This is a genomic window from Prosthecobacter sp., assembly GCF_029946185.1.
GTDB lineage: Bacteria > Verrucomicrobiota > Verrucomicrobiia > Verrucomicrobiales > Verrucomicrobiaceae > Prosthecobacter.
Window position 1 is genome coordinate 27,361 of the sequence record NZ_JAQSEA010000133.1, and the last position, 15,981, is coordinate 43,341.

At 59.4% G+C, this 15,981-nt stretch carries 16 protein-coding genes; 5 read left to right on the forward strand and 11 right to left on the reverse strand.

What is annotated here, in order from left to right:
* Positions 1–27: 27 nt before the first annotated feature.
* The 4 genes from PSV43_RS10915 to PSV43_RS10930 all read right to left on the reverse strand — a co-directional run bounded on the left by PSV43_RS10915 (position 28) and on the right by PSV43_RS10930 (position 6,750).
* Positions 28–768, reverse strand: a complete 741-nt coding sequence (locus PSV43_RS10915) for a DUF5362 family protein (protein WP_300196665.1) — start codon at positions 766–768, stop codon at positions 28–30.
* Positions 769–898: 130 nt separating this feature from the next.
* Positions 899–4,525, reverse strand: coding sequence for a c-type cytochrome domain-containing protein (locus PSV43_RS10920; protein ID WP_300196667.1), 3,627 nt, complete (start codon positions 4,523–4,525; stop codon positions 899–901).
* A gap of 50 nt (positions 4,526–4,575) precedes the next feature.
* Positions 4,576–5,529 (reverse strand): GYF domain-containing protein, encoded by a 954-nt coding sequence (locus PSV43_RS10925; RefSeq protein WP_300196669.1) that lies wholly within the window; start codon positions 5,527–5,529, stop codon positions 4,576–4,578.
* A 48-nt stretch (positions 5,530–5,577) separates the two neighbouring features.
* On the reverse strand, positions 5,578–6,750 hold the full coding sequence (locus tag PSV43_RS10930) for a PQQ-dependent sugar dehydrogenase (protein ID WP_300196671.1): 1,173 nt from the start codon (positions 6,748–6,750) through the stop codon (positions 5,578–5,580).
* A 113-nt stretch (positions 6,751–6,863) separates the two neighbouring features.
* Between PSV43_RS10930 and PSV43_RS10935 the strand changes: the two genes are divergently transcribed.
* The 4 genes from PSV43_RS10935 (at position 6,864) to proS (ending at position 9,436) form a co-directional block, all read left to right on the forward strand.
* Positions 6,864–7,346 carry a hypothetical protein gene (locus PSV43_RS10935; protein ID WP_300196673.1) on the forward strand — a complete coding sequence of 161 codons (483 nt, stop codon included), beginning with the start codon at positions 6,864–6,866 and terminating at the stop codon, positions 7,344–7,346.
* Positions 7,347–7,423: 77 nt separating this feature from the next.
* Entirely contained in the window at positions 7,424–7,624 is a 201-nt protein-coding gene (locus PSV43_RS10940) for a hypothetical protein (protein ID WP_300196675.1), read from the forward strand.
* Positions 7,621–7,878: a hypothetical protein gene (locus PSV43_RS10945; RefSeq protein ID WP_300196677.1), complete on the forward strand. Its 258-nt coding sequence runs from the start codon at positions 7,621–7,623 to the stop codon at positions 7,876–7,878. The genes PSV43_RS10940 and PSV43_RS10945 overlap by 4 nt, the downstream gene beginning before the upstream one ends.
* A gap of 43 nt (positions 7,879–7,921) precedes the next feature.
* On the forward strand, positions 7,922–9,436 hold the full coding sequence (gene proS, locus PSV43_RS10950) for a proline--tRNA ligase (protein ID WP_300196679.1): 1,515 nt from the start codon (positions 7,922–7,924) through the stop codon (positions 9,434–9,436).
* Positions 9,437–9,522: 86 nt separating this feature from the next.
* Here the strand turns inward: proS and PSV43_RS10955 are convergent, their stop codons facing one another.
* From PSV43_RS10955 to PSV43_RS10985, 7 genes are all read right to left on the reverse strand, one after another.
* The gene (locus PSV43_RS10955) at positions 9,523–10,410 is read right to left on the reverse strand and encodes a PQQ-binding-like beta-propeller repeat protein (protein WP_300196681.1); all 888 of its coding nucleotides are present in this window, start codon (positions 10,408–10,410) and stop codon (positions 9,523–9,525) included.
* 84 nt (positions 10,411–10,494) lie between these two features.
* Entirely contained in the window at positions 10,495–11,112 is a 618-nt protein-coding gene (locus PSV43_RS10960; RefSeq protein ID WP_300196683.1) for a redox-sensing transcriptional repressor Rex, read from the reverse strand.
* Positions 11,113–11,178: 66 nt separating this feature from the next.
* Positions 11,179–11,970, reverse strand: coding sequence for a hypothetical protein (locus PSV43_RS10965; protein ID WP_300196685.1), 792 nt, complete (start codon positions 11,968–11,970; stop codon positions 11,179–11,181).
* Entirely contained in the window at positions 11,967–12,890 is a 924-nt protein-coding gene (locus tag PSV43_RS10970) for an ABC transporter permease subunit (RefSeq protein WP_300196687.1), read from the reverse strand. The genes PSV43_RS10965 and PSV43_RS10970 overlap by 4 nt, the downstream gene beginning before the upstream one ends.
* Complete coding sequence (locus PSV43_RS10975; RefSeq protein ID WP_300196689.1) at positions 12,887–13,750, reverse strand: ABC transporter ATP-binding protein; 864 nt, start codon at positions 13,748–13,750, stop codon at positions 12,887–12,889. Before PSV43_RS10975 ends, PSV43_RS10970 begins: the two co-directional genes overlap by 4 nt.
* A gap of 13 nt (positions 13,751–13,763) precedes the next feature.
* Entirely contained in the window at positions 13,764–14,042 is a 279-nt protein-coding gene (locus tag PSV43_RS10980) for an acylphosphatase (RefSeq protein WP_300196691.1), read from the reverse strand.
* Positions 14,042–15,493, reverse strand: a complete 1,452-nt coding sequence (locus PSV43_RS10985; RefSeq protein WP_300196693.1) for a hypothetical protein — start codon at positions 15,491–15,493, stop codon at positions 14,042–14,044. Before PSV43_RS10985 ends, PSV43_RS10980 begins: the two co-directional genes overlap by 1 nt.
* Positions 15,494–15,618: 125 nt before the next feature.
* On the opposite strand from PSV43_RS10985, the gene PSV43_RS10990 reads away from it, so the two are divergent.
* The coding region (locus PSV43_RS10990; RefSeq protein WP_300196695.1) for a dihydropteroate synthase at positions 15,619–15,981 on the forward strand (363 nt) is incomplete at its 3' end.

Consider the following 15,981-nt stretch of genomic DNA (forward strand, 5'->3'; position numbering starts at 1 on the left):
TGCGCTGGAAAGCACCGCAGCCGGGGTTCAATGCGCCATGCTGCCGAGGCCAACCCCCGCCACCATCAGCAGGAGGAACAAGGCGGCGAAGATCAGGTAGATGAGGGTGATGATGCCGTAAAACTTCCAAAACCGCCGCTGTTCCGCGAGTGCGGCGGTCAGGTCGGTGAATGACTGCGACTCGGCGAGCCGGCTGATGCACGAGGCATATTTGCTCAGCTTCAAAGTGGGATAAACGATGAGCATGGCGGTGATGCCAAAAAACACCATCATGAAGACCAGCATGCCAAAGCCCATGCCACCGTTGCCTTTGTCGGCCATGGCGCTGGCGGTGACCACCCCGATGATCAAATTGCCCACAATGGACAGGAGGAAGAGCGCACAGACCAACCACATCAATATCGAGATCAAGCGCACCCAGGGTTTGGTGCCGGTGAGTTCCGCGATGATGGGCAACGGCACCGCCCCGATGGCCCCGCTCTGCGTTTTGGCGCTGGGTGCCGCATAAGGATTGACGTTGGCAGGTGTCAGCCCCTTGGGTTTCGTGATCGGGGCGCTGCTGGGAGCTGCATTGGTCCTGGCCTGCGGCGCGGTGTTGGCTGGCGCTGCGGTGCCGACAATTTCAGTCAATCCCTGCCACCCGGTCATGCCTTCACGCCAGCCCCAGTCGGTGGCTTGAAAAAAACCGGTCTTCAGACCTTCTTGAATCTGGGTGGCATCAAAGGAGCCAAGTTCCTGGCCGTCGCGGGTGATCAAATAAGCGCTCATGAGTGCCACGGTTTTAAGGGTGATCGGGCACCGGTGTCGAGGTATATTTAGGCGGAAGACGGGTAAGGAGTGTGCTTATGGGGAAGGCGGCTGGGATCGCGGCGGCATTGGAATGCTGCGGTCCCAGGGCTTACTTCGGCAGCATCGTGAGATACTGCTCGTTCATCTGCTTCACTTTGGCGCGCATCGGGTCGAGCTGCGGCTGGAGTTTGGCGAGTTCGGCAGTGGCTTCGGCGATGATCTTGTCCTTCTCGGGGATTTCCTTGGTGGCTGCGGCGATGGTGGCCTCGGCGTCGGTCTTCTTCTTCTTCGCACCTTCGAAATCACCGCTCGCTTTGGCAACTTCAGCCTTCTTGGCGTCGAGCACCTTTTGCTCTGCGTCCAGCTTGCCATGGGCGGCGGCGTAGGCCTGCTCCAGTGGAGGCAGGGTGGTCTTGGCAGCGGCGAGAGCGGCGTTGATCGGCGCAATCTTCGCGGCGTAGTCCTTCTCGATCGCGGCAGGGGCAGCCTGCTTGTCGGCAAGCGCCTTGCCCTGCGCTTCGATTTCCTTCTGAATGGCGTCTCGCTGCGCACGCGGCGTGGCGGTCTGCTTCTCAGCGGCGGCGAGTTCGTTTTTGGCCTGGGCAAGCTGCTGCTCAGCGGTCTTGATCGCGGCCAGCGCCTTGGTCACGTTCTGCGGGTTGTTGGCGGCTTTGGCTACGTCCCTGGCCTTGGTGGCGGCGTTCGTGGCATTCTTCTTCGCGCCTGCATCGCCTTCAGTGGCCTGGAGGGCGCTGGCGATGTCGGCCAGCGCTTTTTCAGCTGCGGTCACTTTCGCGGTGAGGGCTGCATCACCCGCCTTGGCGGCGAGTTCCTTCTTCGCCGCAGCTACGGCGTCAGTCGCAGGCTTCTGTTTGGCGCGGACTTCATTGAGCGCTTTCTCAGCAGCGGCCTGGGCTCCCGTGGCTGCAGCCAGGGCGGCTTCTGTGTCCTTGGCAGCCTTTGCCTTGTTGGCGAGGTCAGCGGTGGCGTCGGTGTGGGCTTTCTTCGCAGCGGCCAGGGCGGCGTCTTTCGGCACAACGGCATCCTGCTTCGCCTTCACGATCTTTTCAGGACCGGCGAGCTTGGCGGCGACTTCGGCGAGGCTCTTCTTCTTGCCTTCGATCAGCTTGGCAATGTCAGCGGCGGCTTTCTTGACGGCGGCGATGCTGTCCTCTTTGGCTTTGGCGGCGGCGGCGAGTTCAGCCTCCTTCGTGGCGGCGATGGTCTTTTGCTCATTCACCTTGGCGGCAGCAGCGGCGTCCGCATCGCGCGTGGGCTTGATGGCGGTTTCGAGGCCACCCTGTTCGCCCTGCGCTTTTTTCAACACTGCTTCCAGGCCGGGCTGGGCGGCGGTGGCTTCGGCGATGGCTTTTTTGGAATCCTCAATGCGGGCGGCGGCGGAGATCTTGGCAGCTTCGGCATCTTTTTTGGCCTCGGTGAAGTCGGTGAAATCACCTTCGAGCTTGGCGAGTTTTTCCTTCTCGACGAGCACGCCGGTGTTGAACTGCGCGGCCTTCAATTCGGTGGGCACTTTTTGCAGAATGCCGATTTCATTGCTGGCGGATTTTGCAGCGGTCTGCGCGTTGGCAAGATTGGTTTTGCCGGTGGCGGCATTGCTCTCGGCTCCTTTGATGCGATCGGGCCCGGCTTTGACAAGCGCTGGCAGTTTCGGCAGTTCAGCCTTCTTCGCAGCGATGCCATCGACAGTGGCTTTGATCTTGGCGTCGGTCTCCGTGATGAGTTTATCAAGATCCGCCGGGGCGGCTGGTACGGCACCCAGCTCTGCCTTGGCTTTGGTGATGGCTGCGGTGAGTTGGTCGGCCTTCGCCTTGGCTGGAGCAATCTTTTGCTGCGTGGCTTTCGCGGCGGCGAGCTTGCCTTCGCTGTCTTTCACCTTGGCGGTAAGAGCGGCGTCACCGGCTTTTGCGGCGAGTTCTTTTTTAGCGGCTTCGAGCGCGGCAGTGGTGTCAGTCACGGCCTTGTCCGCAGAGGTCAGCTTGGCGGCTTCGGCGGCGACAGGTGCGAGTTCTTTTTCCTGGGCCGCGATCTTGGCGGATTTCTCTGCGAAGGTTTTGATGGCGGCGGTGCGCGCGGCTTTGTCCTGCTCAGCCTTGGTGCGGGCGGCCTTGAGGGCGGCGAGGGCTTTTTCGTCAGCGGCAATTTCGCCGGGCAGATTCTTGCTGCGTGCTTCAGTGGCGGCGACTGCTGCGCGCATTTTGACGAGGGCTTCATCGCGTGCCTTGGCGTCGGCCTCGGCTGTTTTGATGGCTGCCTGCAGAGCCGGGAGCTTGGTGGTGAGTTCGTCCAGACGCTGCTCGGTCTGCACGATGCGCTGGGCGATGAGCGAGGGATTGCTGGTGAAGCGGGCGGTTTCAGTCAGCGCGGTAGCACCGAAGCGCCACTGGATGACTTCGCCGCGCCAGTTGGCGGAGATGGCGGAATTGGAGTCGAAGGCGGCGATGACCTTGGTGACTAGATCTCCCTGGTTGGGAGCTTCGCCGAGTTTGGTGCCGTTGATGTCCCATACGCGGACGAGGCCGTCGTTGCCGGAGGAAACGATCTTGCCATCCGGCGTGAAGGAGACGGACTGTACGCCACCCCCGTGAGCCGCCCAGTTCTTGACCTGCTTGCCCTCGTTCATTTCCCAGGTGCTGATGGTGCCGTCCATGGAGCAGGAGGCGAGGATGTTCGAGTCGGCGCGCCAGGCGACGTCCACGCAGGAGGCCTTGTGCTGGCCGAGGGGGTAGAATTCACCGCCGGTGGCGGCTTCCCAGACGTTGACATTGCCATTGCGGTCGGTGGTGGCTAGCAGCACGCCATCGGGGCTGAACTCGGTGCTCATGACCCACTCCGTGTGCTTGTTGATGATATATTCCTCTTCGCCGTTGGAGGTTTTGTACACTTTGACCTTTTTCGAGGGGCTGCCGATGACGATCAATTTGTGATCCGGGCTGATGTCGGCGGACATGACCTGATCGAACTCTTTACCCACTTCGGTGATGCGTTTGCCCGTTTTGACATCCCACACGATGGCGTGGCCGTTTTTGCCCGCACGACCGCCACCCATGATGAGCAGGGAGCCGTTGCGGCTGAAGCTCAGGCTGCGCGCATAACCTTCAGTGTAGGGGAAAATGCCGACGAGCTGTTTTGTGTCGGTGTCGTAAAGCAGGATCTGCTTCGGCGCGGCGAGCGCCATCAGCGAGGTCCACGGACTGGCGGCCATGGCCGTGACGGCGGTGGTGCGCTGGGTGACGATGACGGGCTCCAGCAGCACATGCTCGGGCTTGGCGATGGGGCCTTCGGGTTTGCCACTGGTGACGGCCACAGCCATGTCCACCTTCGGTTTGGCGGATTTTTTGGCGATGCTCGACTTGGTGTCGAGGATGCCACCTTTGATCCAGGCGGCGAGGAGATCGAGATCCTTTGGCCCCAGCGGTGTGCCTTCCGGTGGCATGAAGGGCTCTTCCTTTTTCGCACAGGTGGTCCAGATGCGGCTGCTGTCCGCGTTGCCGGCATCCACCACGGAACCGCCGCCGCCGCCATTCATGAGCGCGCCGAAGCTGGTCAGGTCCAGGTCACCCTTCTTTTTATCGGGATTATGGCAGGAGAAGCATTTGTTCTCCAGCAGCGGGCGGATGTGATCCTGATAGGTGATTTTTTCGACAGCGTCCTGGGCATGAAGAGACACTGCGGCGAAAGCCGCACAGGTCAGCGAAAGGGTGGTTTTGGACATCATAGAGGGCATCCAAACATACGCTCGATAAAGGCGTGGACTTTCGGATAGGATTACAGCCTATCCACATCTTGCCACTGACTGCTCGAATTTTGCCAGTGGGCGTCGTCGTCCCAGTGGGTGTAGAGCCGCCTTTGCTGAAGGAAATTGGTGATCACAAGGACCAGCAAAGTGACGTCGATACCGATGATGGCAAAATTTTGGACCTGATTTATGGCGGCGCGATGCGAGGAGGAGTCAAACATCGCGAAGACGTTGATGGAGAAGCAAAGCAAAATGAAAGCTTCCAAAGTGATGAGCAAAAGGCCGAAAGAAGCCTGAGGGTGGGGAACGTCGCGGCGTGTGCGGCTCAGATACCGCATGTCTCGCAGGCATAGCAGGGGCTTGAAAAAGCTGGCGATGGGAACCAGCCACCAAAGCCCCGAAGCAAGGCTGCGGCGGACCAGACCTCCGTATAAATGCCGCAGCGAAGCAAAGGCACAACCCTGCCATATGACGACGGTGATCGTGCCCACTATGGACGAGGTTAAAGCCTGGTCATGGCTCACGAAATCCTTCAGCCTCACGGCAAATAGCTGCAATCCCTGCGGCCATGCCGCCCCGCCAGAGAGTCCGGAGTAATGAATGAAAATCATTGAAATCCAGCAGGCAATTTCAAACAGCAACGCCCCCGTACAGAGGATGAAACCGAACCAGAGCACAGCAGGCAGCCGGGTCTGTGGCAGCGCTAAAAGCCCTGACTGCGGCGGCGCATAAGCAACCGAGGCACCGGGCAGACTGGAGTCGAAAGGTTGTGCGCTGGAAGGCTGCTCCGGGGAAGGTGGCGCAGCTTCTGGAACGGGCGGTAGATCGGGCCGGATTTGCGCGACGGTGCTCCACTCTGCCGCGTCAGACCTTCTGACGCGGGAGCTGCCCAGCAAGCGCCCGCGCTGGACGAGGTTGTGCATCATGACGCCGGTGATCGGACCAAAGGTGGTCTCACCGCGTTGATAGTACCATTCGTCCATGTGAATGGAAGACCTAGCCGCCGCTACCACAGAAAAGCAAGAGGCTGCTTATTTTGCGAGCTTGTAGATCGCCCCATTAAAGTCGAGCACCAGCATTTCCCCGGCGGCATTCGCGCAGAAGGCGGTGGGCTTGACGAGCACCATCGGTTTCTTTTTGGGATCAGTGGCCGGTGTTTGCGGGCTGGTGTAGAGCAGTTCGTTGCTCAGTTTCTTGCCGCTGTCATCGGTTTTGAGCGCCCAGACCTTGCCGAGAATGAAGTCGCCATAAACGTAGGCACCTTGCAGTTCCGGCAACGCCTTGCCAGTGTATACAATGCCGCCCGTGACGCTGAGGCCTTCGGCGTGATTGTAGGCATGGACGGGCTCGATGAACTTGGCGTCAGCGGGTGGCGTGTCGGTCATCAAAGGGAAGGCGGCGGGGCCTTCGCGGAAGTTCCAGCCGTAGTTGCCGCCGTTGGTGATCCAGTTGATTTCTTCCCAGATGTCCTGACCCACGTCGGCGCACCAGAAGTGGCCTTTGGCATCAAAGCTGAGGCCCCAAGGATTGCGGATCCCGTTCGCATAGATCTGTGGCAGGGCGTTCACGCCGCTGGCATACGGATTGTCGGCGGGAATGCCGTAGGCCTTGGCGTAATCGCGATTGTTGACGTCGATGCGGAGGATTTTGCCGTACAGGGTGGCATTGAGCTGGGACATCTTCAGTTCGCCATTGCGCTTCGAGTTGTCGCCGACGCCGATGTAGAGGAAGCCGTCGGGGCCGAAGACAATGTTGCCGCCGTGGTGGTTCCAGTTCACGAGGGGGATTTCGATCAGCGAGCGTTCGGTGCTTTCATCCGCCTTGTCGCCATTGGCCTTCATCTCGGAGATGACGAGACGCTTGGGCTTCTGCATTGTGTAGCAGAGGTAGAAGAGGCCGTTATCCTTGAACTTCGGGTGGAAGGCCAGACCGTTGAGCCCTTCTTCAAAAAAGCCGTCCTTCGCTTCCATGCCACGCGGGGAGAGGTCGAGAAAGGTCTTCGCCTCAGCGCCCTGCTCGTCCTTCGGCAGGATCACAATCTGCCCGCGCTGGAGTGCCAGGAACTCCCGACCAGTGCCATCCTCCGGCATCACGACCGCGATGGGGCGCTCGGTGGTGAGCTTTTCATAAACCCGGGTGAGTTTGTGCGTGTCAGCCGCAAAAGCAGCGGAGGAGAGGAAGGCGAGGCAGAGAAGGGAGCGCATAAGTTCGAATGAGTCAGTCAGTCTATGCAGGCCGAGTCTTGCAGGGCAATGAAGATTTTTCGCGGGTGGGGAAGTGGATTGCCATCCATATACCCACCCGATAGGCTGCTGCCATGAGTTCGGTTGTTCGCAATCTACCACGCATCACGCTGCTGCTGGCCTTCAGCATGGGCCTCGCGTCATGCACTTCTACGCCGGTGCCATCCCCTCCGCCGCAGGCTGCCAAGCCGGAGCATAAAAAGGATTACTCTGCTTTGCGCATCGGTGGCCGCGAAGAGCTGCAACTGCCCGGCATCGGCCTCATTCATGCCGACAATCGTGAAAATTCGCCCGGCGGCGAGATGCTGTTCTCTGGCCGTGTGTTTCTAGATATAAAAAGCTCCGAAACTGACCTGTTATTGCTTGGGAAGGCGCATCACGCCTACGCTGAAAAAGCCCGCTGGAATCGTGAAACGGGTGTTCTCCGTCTGGAAGGGTTGTCGATCGTCGAGTTTGACAAGGTGGTAGCCGAGGGGACTGAGGCTGGTACTCTGGTTTTTTTTGACAGGAGTGGCAAGATCACCACCCGAGGTGCCCATACGCATACCTTTTATTAGCCGGGGATGGTGCGGCCTCATCAGGGGTCCTCAAAGTATCAGTTGCCTTCAAACGCCAAGGAAATAGAATTTGTGTCATGAGTCTGGAGACCATCATGCAAGAAGCTCGCAAGCTGGGCCTGCCGGAGCGTCGCCGGCTGGCGGCTTTCCTGACCACGCTCAGGGAGCCCGGCGAACCTGGCTTTGCAGAAGAAATGGCCCGTAGGATTGACGACAACACGCCCGGACACTGGGTGACTGTGGAAGAACTGAGCACAAGATACGCGGCTGATTCATGATCGAATACCGACTGCTGCTGGCGCATGAGGTCATCGTGTTTCTTGACTCCATCAAGGCGGCGGATCGGAAACGATTGATCAAGCGTTTTCTGGAGATCACCAGCTATCCAGCGCGATATGCTGACTACGAAGAGCGTGACGCGGTGGGGCGCAGACTCGATGTGCATGTCCATGCCGGCTACGCGATTGTCTATTGGGAGGACTTTGCCGACCGGCATTTGAAGGTGCTCGATGTCAGGCCAGCCGATCATTGACCGCCTGCCGAATGCTTCTATCCTACGCGTTCCCAATCCTCCCATGAGCAACGCCACCGCCATCACTCCCACACGCGCCCAAGATTTCCCCGAATGGTACCAGCAGGTCGTTCGTGCCGCCGACATGGCGGAGAACTCCGAGGTGCGCGGCTGCATGGTCATCAAGCCCTGGGGCTACGGCCTGTGGGAAAACATCCAGCGCCAGCTCGATGTGAAGTTCAAGGAAACCGGCCACGTGAACGCCTATTTTCCATTGCTGATCCCCCTGAGCTATCTCGAAAAGGAAGCGCAGCATGCAGAGGGCTTTGCCACTGAGTGCGCAGTGGTCACGCATCATCGCCTGGAGGCGCAGAAGCAGCCCGATGGCACAGTCAAGATGATCCCTACCGGCGAACTGGCCGAGCCGTTTGTCATTCGCCCGACTTCGGAGACGATCATCGGCGCCGCTTTCGCCCGCTGGGTGGAAAGCTACCGCGACCTGCCGCTGCTCATCAATCAGTGGTGCAACGTCATGCGCTGGGAGATGCGCCCGCGTCTCTTCCTGCGCACCGCCGAGTTCCTCTGGCAGGAAGGCCACACCGCACATGAAACCGCCGAGGAGGCCATCGCGGAAACCCGCACCATGCACAAAGTGTATGAAGACTTCATGCGCGATCACCTCGCCATTCCGGTGATCCCTGGCGAGAAAACGGAGCGCGAACGCTTCCCTGGTGCTGTGCAGACCTTCACTGTCGAAGCGATGGTGCAGGACAAGAAGGCCATCCAGGCCGGTACGTCGCACTATCTCGGCCAAAACTTCGCCAAGGCTGCGAACATTCAATTCCTCGGCCGCGACAACACACGCCAGCTTGCCCACACCACAAGCTGGGGCGTCAGCACGCGCATGATCGGCACAGTCATCATGGCCCATGGCGATGACGACGGCGTCATCATCCCACCACGCGTGGCCCCGAATCAGATCGTCATCCTCCCCGTCACGCCCAAAGCGGACACTCGGGATGAAGTCATCGCCGCCTGCGAGGCGCTGGCCCAGACGCTGCGTTTGCAGACGTTCGCCGGCGAGCCGTTGCGCGTGCACGTTGACAAGCGCGACCTTCAGGGCGGCGCGAAGAACTGGGAATGGATCAAGAAAGGCGTGCCGATGCGTCTTGAAATGGGCCCCCGCGACATCGCCAACCGCAGCGTCGCGGTCTGCCGTCGCGATCAAGGGCCAAAAGCCAAGGAGTTCGTGCCCAAGGAGGACTTCCTCCAGAACGTGACCGAGCGGCTGCAGGAGATTCAGGATGCGCTGCTCGCACGTGCCACCGCCCTGCGGGATGCGAACATGAAGAAGATCGAAACGCTGGAAGAATTCAAAGCCTTCTTTGCCGAAGACTCCGAAGGCGGCTTTGCCCTGATGCATTGGGCCGGCAGCAGCGACGATGAGGACACCCTCAGCAAGGACCTCAAGGTCACCATCCGCTGCATCCCCCACGGCGATCAGTTTGCCGAGGAAGGGAAATGCTTCCTCACCGGCAAGCCAAGCTCACACCGCGTGGTGTTTGCGCGGAGTTACTGAGGCGGAAGGGAACGGTCAAAGGTCAAGGAGTGGTCAAGACTTGGATCTTGACCACCTTGACAATACTTGACGCTCTTGACTGCACTTCATCGCAGCACCTCGCCCTTCGTCACATCCCCCGGCACATCCAGCAGCATGATCTGATTGATCGTCTTGAACTGGCTGTGGTCGGCTACTTCCCAGACGATCTTTTTGTCACGGGTGACTTCGATGACCTGGGCCTGCTCGCCGAGGTGGCCGTGGCCGAGATAAACGCAGAAGACGGTGTTGCCGTTTGGCAGGCGCTGGCAGCCGGCCATGAGGCGCAGGGTGTAACCGGGGATGTCGTTTTCCGCGAGTTCCCACACGATGTTTTCTTTGGCATCAAGCTCGCGCACTTGGTGGCCATCGCCGCAGGTGATGAGCATGCCACCTTCGGGCAGCGGCACGACTTCATGCGGATCTCCGGGGACTTTGATTTCGCGCAGCACTTTGCCGTCGCCATCGAGTTCGACGATTTTGCCTTCGCCTTTGAATGTCACGAGGTAGTGGCCGTTGGCGAGCTTGCGCGCGCCCCGAAACTGGTTGTGCAGTTTGATCTCAGGGGCTGTGGTCAGTTTGATCTCCTTGGCGATTTTCCCGGCGCGATCGACCTCGATGATGCGGCTGGTGCCACACTCCACGATCATCACATTGCCGTCTGGCAGCGGCTGGCAGGAATGCACTTCGACCTTCACATCCGTCGGCGCTTTGTATTCCCAAACGATCTTCTTGTCTGGAGTCACCTCCAGGGCCCCGCTGACAAAGCAGAAGAGGTAGTTTCCATTCGGCAGCTTCCAGCAGTCCTGCGGGCTTTTGCAGTCCCACTGCCATTCGATTTTGCCTTCGGCAGACACCACGCAGACCTTGCCGCCCCCGTAGTCGCAGCAAAGAAACGGATGGGCCGCAGAAGCGGTGGAGACGAGGGCGAAGAGAAAGGCGATGAGTCGGATCATGGTGAATGTCGGGGATGGAGTCGGACATCAACGCATGCAGCAGCGCGTTTGCTTCAAATCATTCGCAGCGTCTTAGCGCCAAAATCAGCGGATGAAGTAGCTCAAATTTTCCAGCTCCACCGCCAGATCGACGCTGTTCACCACCACATGCTCCGGCACGTCGAGCACGGTGGGGGAGAAGTTAAGGATGGCCTGGATGCCATGCTGCACCAGATCATTGACCACGGACTGGGCGTTGCTGGCTGGCACAGTGAGGATGGCCATTTTCACGTTCTGGCGGCGGATGAATTCGGCCATGTCGGTCATCGCCAGCACGGGCACATTGACCTGAGGCAGCTTGCGCGGCGAGAGGTCAAATGCTGCAGCGACTTCAAAGCCCTCTTTGCGAAAGCCACCGTAGCGCAGCAACGCGGAGCCGAGATTGCCGACGCCGACGAGGATGACGGGCTGCAATTTGTTTTGCCCCAGCACATCGCCAATAGTGCCGCTGAGGGCATCCACATTGTATCCCAGACCCCGGGTGCCGAGCTGACCGAAATACGCCAAATCCTTGCGCAATTGCGTGGACTTCACCCCGGCAGCCTTTGCCAGGGCGGCAGAGGAAACGGTGTCCACCTGGTTCTCACGCAGACGCTGGAGGCAGCGCTGGTAGATCGACAGGCGGTAGATCGACTTGCGGGGAATGTCTATTTTGGCAGGCATTAGTAGGAACAATGTGAAAATTCACCCGAAAGTGGTGAATGTCAACCGGGCTAGGCTTCTAACCTATTAACGCTGCGGCCCCGCCTGAGGATCAGCACTTTTTCTGACGGGGCTGGCATCCGGGATGCGCTGAGCCGCAGGGATGTGAAGATTCTGTTCCAGCATCTTCAGGAATTCGATCAGTCCGGGGGTGGCCTTTTTCTCGTCGTAGAGCTTTTTCAAGATCGCGTAGCCCTTGGCCCATGAAGCCGGGTCGCTCGACTGCGCATAGGCAAAGCCAGCGAAGCGCTCGCTGAAGTTCAGACCGCCGTGCTGAAAGGAGTTCAAATAGGCATCTCCTGACGCCTTGAAGTCCTTGCTACGGTTCCAGTGCAGTTCAGCCAGCTTCTGCCATAGCCGCGAGTTGTCCGGCATGAGCTTCAGCCCTTCCTCTAAAATGTCGGTGCCACGCTTCACATAGTCATGGTACAAGCTTCCACGCAGCCCCGGTTTCAGCTCTTTATTGTAGAGGTAATAGGAGGCCGCATTGTAGGCCATGTGCCATGACGCCTCCTCCCAGTAGCGGGAAACACGCGGCTGCAACTGCGTCACAAAGCCATAGTACTTGTCCACCTGCGCCCAGTTCACCCGCGTGAACTCCACATGGGCCCGCAGTTGGAAAATGGTGGCGATCAGCCCGCGCAAACCGCCGAACGCTGCCGCCAGCCCCATCTGCCCCATGTTGCCTTTCACGCCCAGATTCAGGGGCGCATCCACCAGATGCATCGCGCGCAGATCATGCGTCACCCGCTGCTCCAGCGGCAGTTTTAGAACACCAAAAATCAGCAGCACAGCGACAGCCTGGAGTTTTCGTTTCATAGTTCCTTTTCCACAAAGACCAGGTGCGTGACAAAGAGATAAACCGTGATGTACAGAGCCGCGATGCCGGTCATTTCATACACCGCTGCCCAGGGCACGATCTCGCCGTTGGCCACGCTGTCCACGACGTCGAATTGCGCGAGGTCTGGGCAAATCGCAGCCAGCACAAAGGTGGAGATGCGCGTGGCAGTACTCCCGAGATTTGGCTGGAATACGAATTCGCGGATCATCGCATGACCATGGCCGATGATGGTGATGCAAAAGGTGATGACGATGGTGAACAGCGTCGAACTCGCGATGCATGAGAGCAGCAGGGCCACGGTCGTCACCACGGAGGCCTTCAGGAAGATGGCCCACACCGCCCAGTGCAGATTCCAAGTGAGCCCCTGTCTGGCCACGATCTCGCGCATCTGCGCCACAGCCTCGGGCGAATCCTGATTTTCTGTGTGAAGCTGGGCCACTGCGGCATTGAACAGCATAGACTGCTGCAGCCACAAAATGAAGCTCAGCACGGCATCGATGATGACCAGGCCAGAGGCGATGAGCATCAGTACGCCGAGCAGCTTTCCTAGCACATAGTCAAAACGCGGCACTGGCTTTGACAAGATCGTGTACAACGTGCGGTCTTCGAGGTCTTTCGGCAGCAGCAGGGCGGTGGCCACAATCCCAAACACGATGCTGAAAACCTGCAGGACGCCCAGTGACATGGTCTTGAACTGGGTGAGCTGCTGCTCGGGATTGATCACGGAAAAGCCAAAGCCCATGGCCGCTACCAGCGCGCAAAAAAGCAGCAGGAAGGGCAGGATCTTCATCCGCATCAGTTGCGTCATCGTCGCATAGGCAAGCGTCCACACGCGTCGGGGCGAGAAGCGCACCGGAGTCACGGAGGCAGGTGCGGAACTTGAGGAGGCGTTGCTCATGGTTTTTTCGGTTCGTTGGTTGCTTCAATGAACAGGCGTTCCAGCGTTGTGCGTGGGTGGCCGCTGCGCAGGAGGCGAGTGCCGCCCCCTTCGGCCTTCACCAGCGCATCAATCTTGGCCAGCAGGTCAGGGGAGGCGTTTTCAAAAACCAGTTCGGTTTGGTTTTCCACGGCGATCAGATCTTCCAGTCGTCCTTCGCGCACCATGCGCCCGTGCGCCATGATGCCCACGCGGTCGCACACCTCCTGCATCTGCTCCAGCAAATGCGAAGTCACCAGCACCGTAATGCCACGCGAACGGAACTCGATGATCAGGTCTCGAATGATGCGGGAGCCGGAAGGGTCCACCCCTGCGGTGGGTTCATCCAGAATGAGCAGCTGCGGCTCATGGATCAAAGCCTGCGCCAGGCCGAGTCGTTGCAGCATGCCTTTGGAATAACCGCCCACACGCCGCGTCGCCGCATCTTCGAGGCCGGTCAGTGCCAGCATTTCCTCGGTACGGGATTTCAATTGATCACCCGCCATGCCGCACAGCTTGCCGTAGAAGTGCAGGGTCTCGCGTCCGTTCAGGTGTTTGTAGAAATACGGGTTCTCTGGCAGGAATCCCACGCTGCGGCGGCTGGCCACTTCCATGCTCGGGATGCCGAAGATGCTGGTGTCGCCTTCGGTCGGCTTGATCAGGCCCAGGATGGCCTTCATCGTGGTGGACTTGCCCGAGCCATTAGGACCGATGAGGCCATAGACCTCGCCTGCTTCCACGGTGAGCGACACATCATGCACGGCGCGAAAGGCACCTTTACCAAGGTGGCCTTTGAAGACTTTGGTCAGATGGTTGACTGAAACGGCGGGCGTGGCGCTCATAGGTTGGGACAGGTTAATCACGCAGAATGCTAAATCCACGCAAGTTTGGTTCTGCGGCAATGGCGGTGACCTCTCGCTGCTTGATGTGCGAGCCCAAGCTGCTCTGCTGGATGTCTTCAATAAAGGCGTCCAATTCATCGGCTTCCAATGCCTGCGCCAGCATTTCCACGCGACCATCGGGCAGATTTTTGACCCAGCCGGTCACATCAAATCCCGAAGCGATGCGCTTCGTGCTGTAGCGAAATCCCACGCCCTGGACGCGGCCTGAATAGAGAACATTTTTTGCAGTCATCACTTCATCAAAAGTTTCAATGCGGCCCTGGCTTCTTCGCTGGCCGCTTCAATCAACACCACACCCGCGTCGCCGCGATTGCGCAGCAGGCTCACAAACCGGCCCTGCGCAGTGAATTCGCTTTCGCCCTTGGTCTCATAGCGCTGTTTCAAGGAGTTGAGCATCGCCTTGTAAAAAGCATCGGCTGCGGACTTGTCCATGAACAGCGTCTGCCACGCGGCGTGGTCGCGCTTGGCTCCGCCATCCGCCACCCAGGCCAGCAGCCGATCCGCCACCAGTCCGCGTGCGCCGAGTGCGGCGTCTTCATCGGGGTTGTAGGTGCGTAAAGCCGTCACGCAGGCGAATTTGCCGAGACAGTCATCGAGATAAGGCAGCACACCCTTGAGCTTCACCGCATCCAGTTGGATTTCGACTGGGGCGAGGCGTTCGGGATCCAGATACATTTCCGGCTCTATGACCTCTGCTGTGCTGACGGGCGGGCGGCTGTACGCGGCATTGAGCTGGGCAAAATTGCCGGCGCTGTGCAGAGTTTGGGCAAAATCAAAACCACGGCTGAACGGAAACATCGCCAGTTCGCGCAGATAAGCCGGCATGGGCACCTGGTTGATCGGATGATCTGGATCTTCCGCAGGCAGATCGTCTTTCAATTCTGATGCCGGGTTTTGCAGCGAATGCAGGAAACGCGTGAGTGCCGCATCGCCTGCGATCAACGAATCCCGCGCCAGCCGCATGTCGGTCTTCAAGGGCCCGTGCTGTGGCTGAAACAAAATGTCACCGTATTCGCGCAGCAACTGGCCGAAGGCGATTCCCAAAGGCTCGTTCGAAGTCACCGCAGGGCCGGAAGCCGTGGAGGGATCTATCGTGTACATCGTCTCCGACTCATCGTCGTACCAGCCGCCGAGCTGGCGGGCTAGCAGTGCAGCGCGCAGCGGCAGCGGATCGATTGCTTCCGGAATCCAGCCCAGCGCAGCGAGTCCGCGTGCGAGCTTCTTTCCCTCTTCATTGGGCTGCTGGCGTTTCAACCAGGCCAGGATCACTGTTTCCACTTCCTCCTGGCTCACCGACGTCGTCACCAGGGGCAGCGCATGCAGCTTGCGCATTTTCATCATCTCCAAACCCATGCCCACAAAGTCAGGTGCCACATCATCATCCTTCAGAGTCATCTTCGGCGCATCCTTCATGCCCAGCATGCCGAGCTTCTGAATCATCTGCGCATTCTCATCCTTAAGGGCGTCGTTCTGGCCTTGGAGATACTCGATCTGGCCTTCCAGCAGAATGATCTGCTTCTTGAGATCTTCCACCACGCTGTTGGTGGCGGCGATCGGAGCCGCTTCAGGCTTCACCGCGACCGCAGGCGGGGTTTCCGGCTTTGATTCTGTGAGAAACAACGCCGCCGCACCTCCGAGCGCGAGGAGGATGATCAGCAGAGTGGCCGGGTTGAGTTTCATCATCAAACCATGCAGCGGGAAATCGGTGCGGGCAATCCTGCCTGCCGTTTTCAGCGTACTTTTCCGCTTGGCGCAGGCCTGATCCAATTCAACATACCCGGCACCGGGCACAACCGCCCGCCCCACCCATGTTCCGCTGGCAATTCGGTAACCACGATCTCGATCTCACCCATCGCGGTCTCATCATGGGCATCGTCAACGTCACGCCCGACAGCTTTTCGGACGGCGGCCGCTTCAACGATCCCGGCCGTGCCGTCGAGCATGCCTTCACACTGCTGGCGGAAGGCGCGGACATTCTCGACATCGGCGGTGAATCCACCCGCCCCGGAGCCGAGCCTGTGAGCGAAGCCGAGGAACTGCACCGCGTGCTGCCCGTGATCCGTGCCGTGCGCTCTCAGACAAAGGCTCTCATTTCCATCGACACCATGAAGGCCGCCGTCGCTCGCGCTGCACTCGATGCCGGGGCCGACATCATCAACGACGTCACCGGC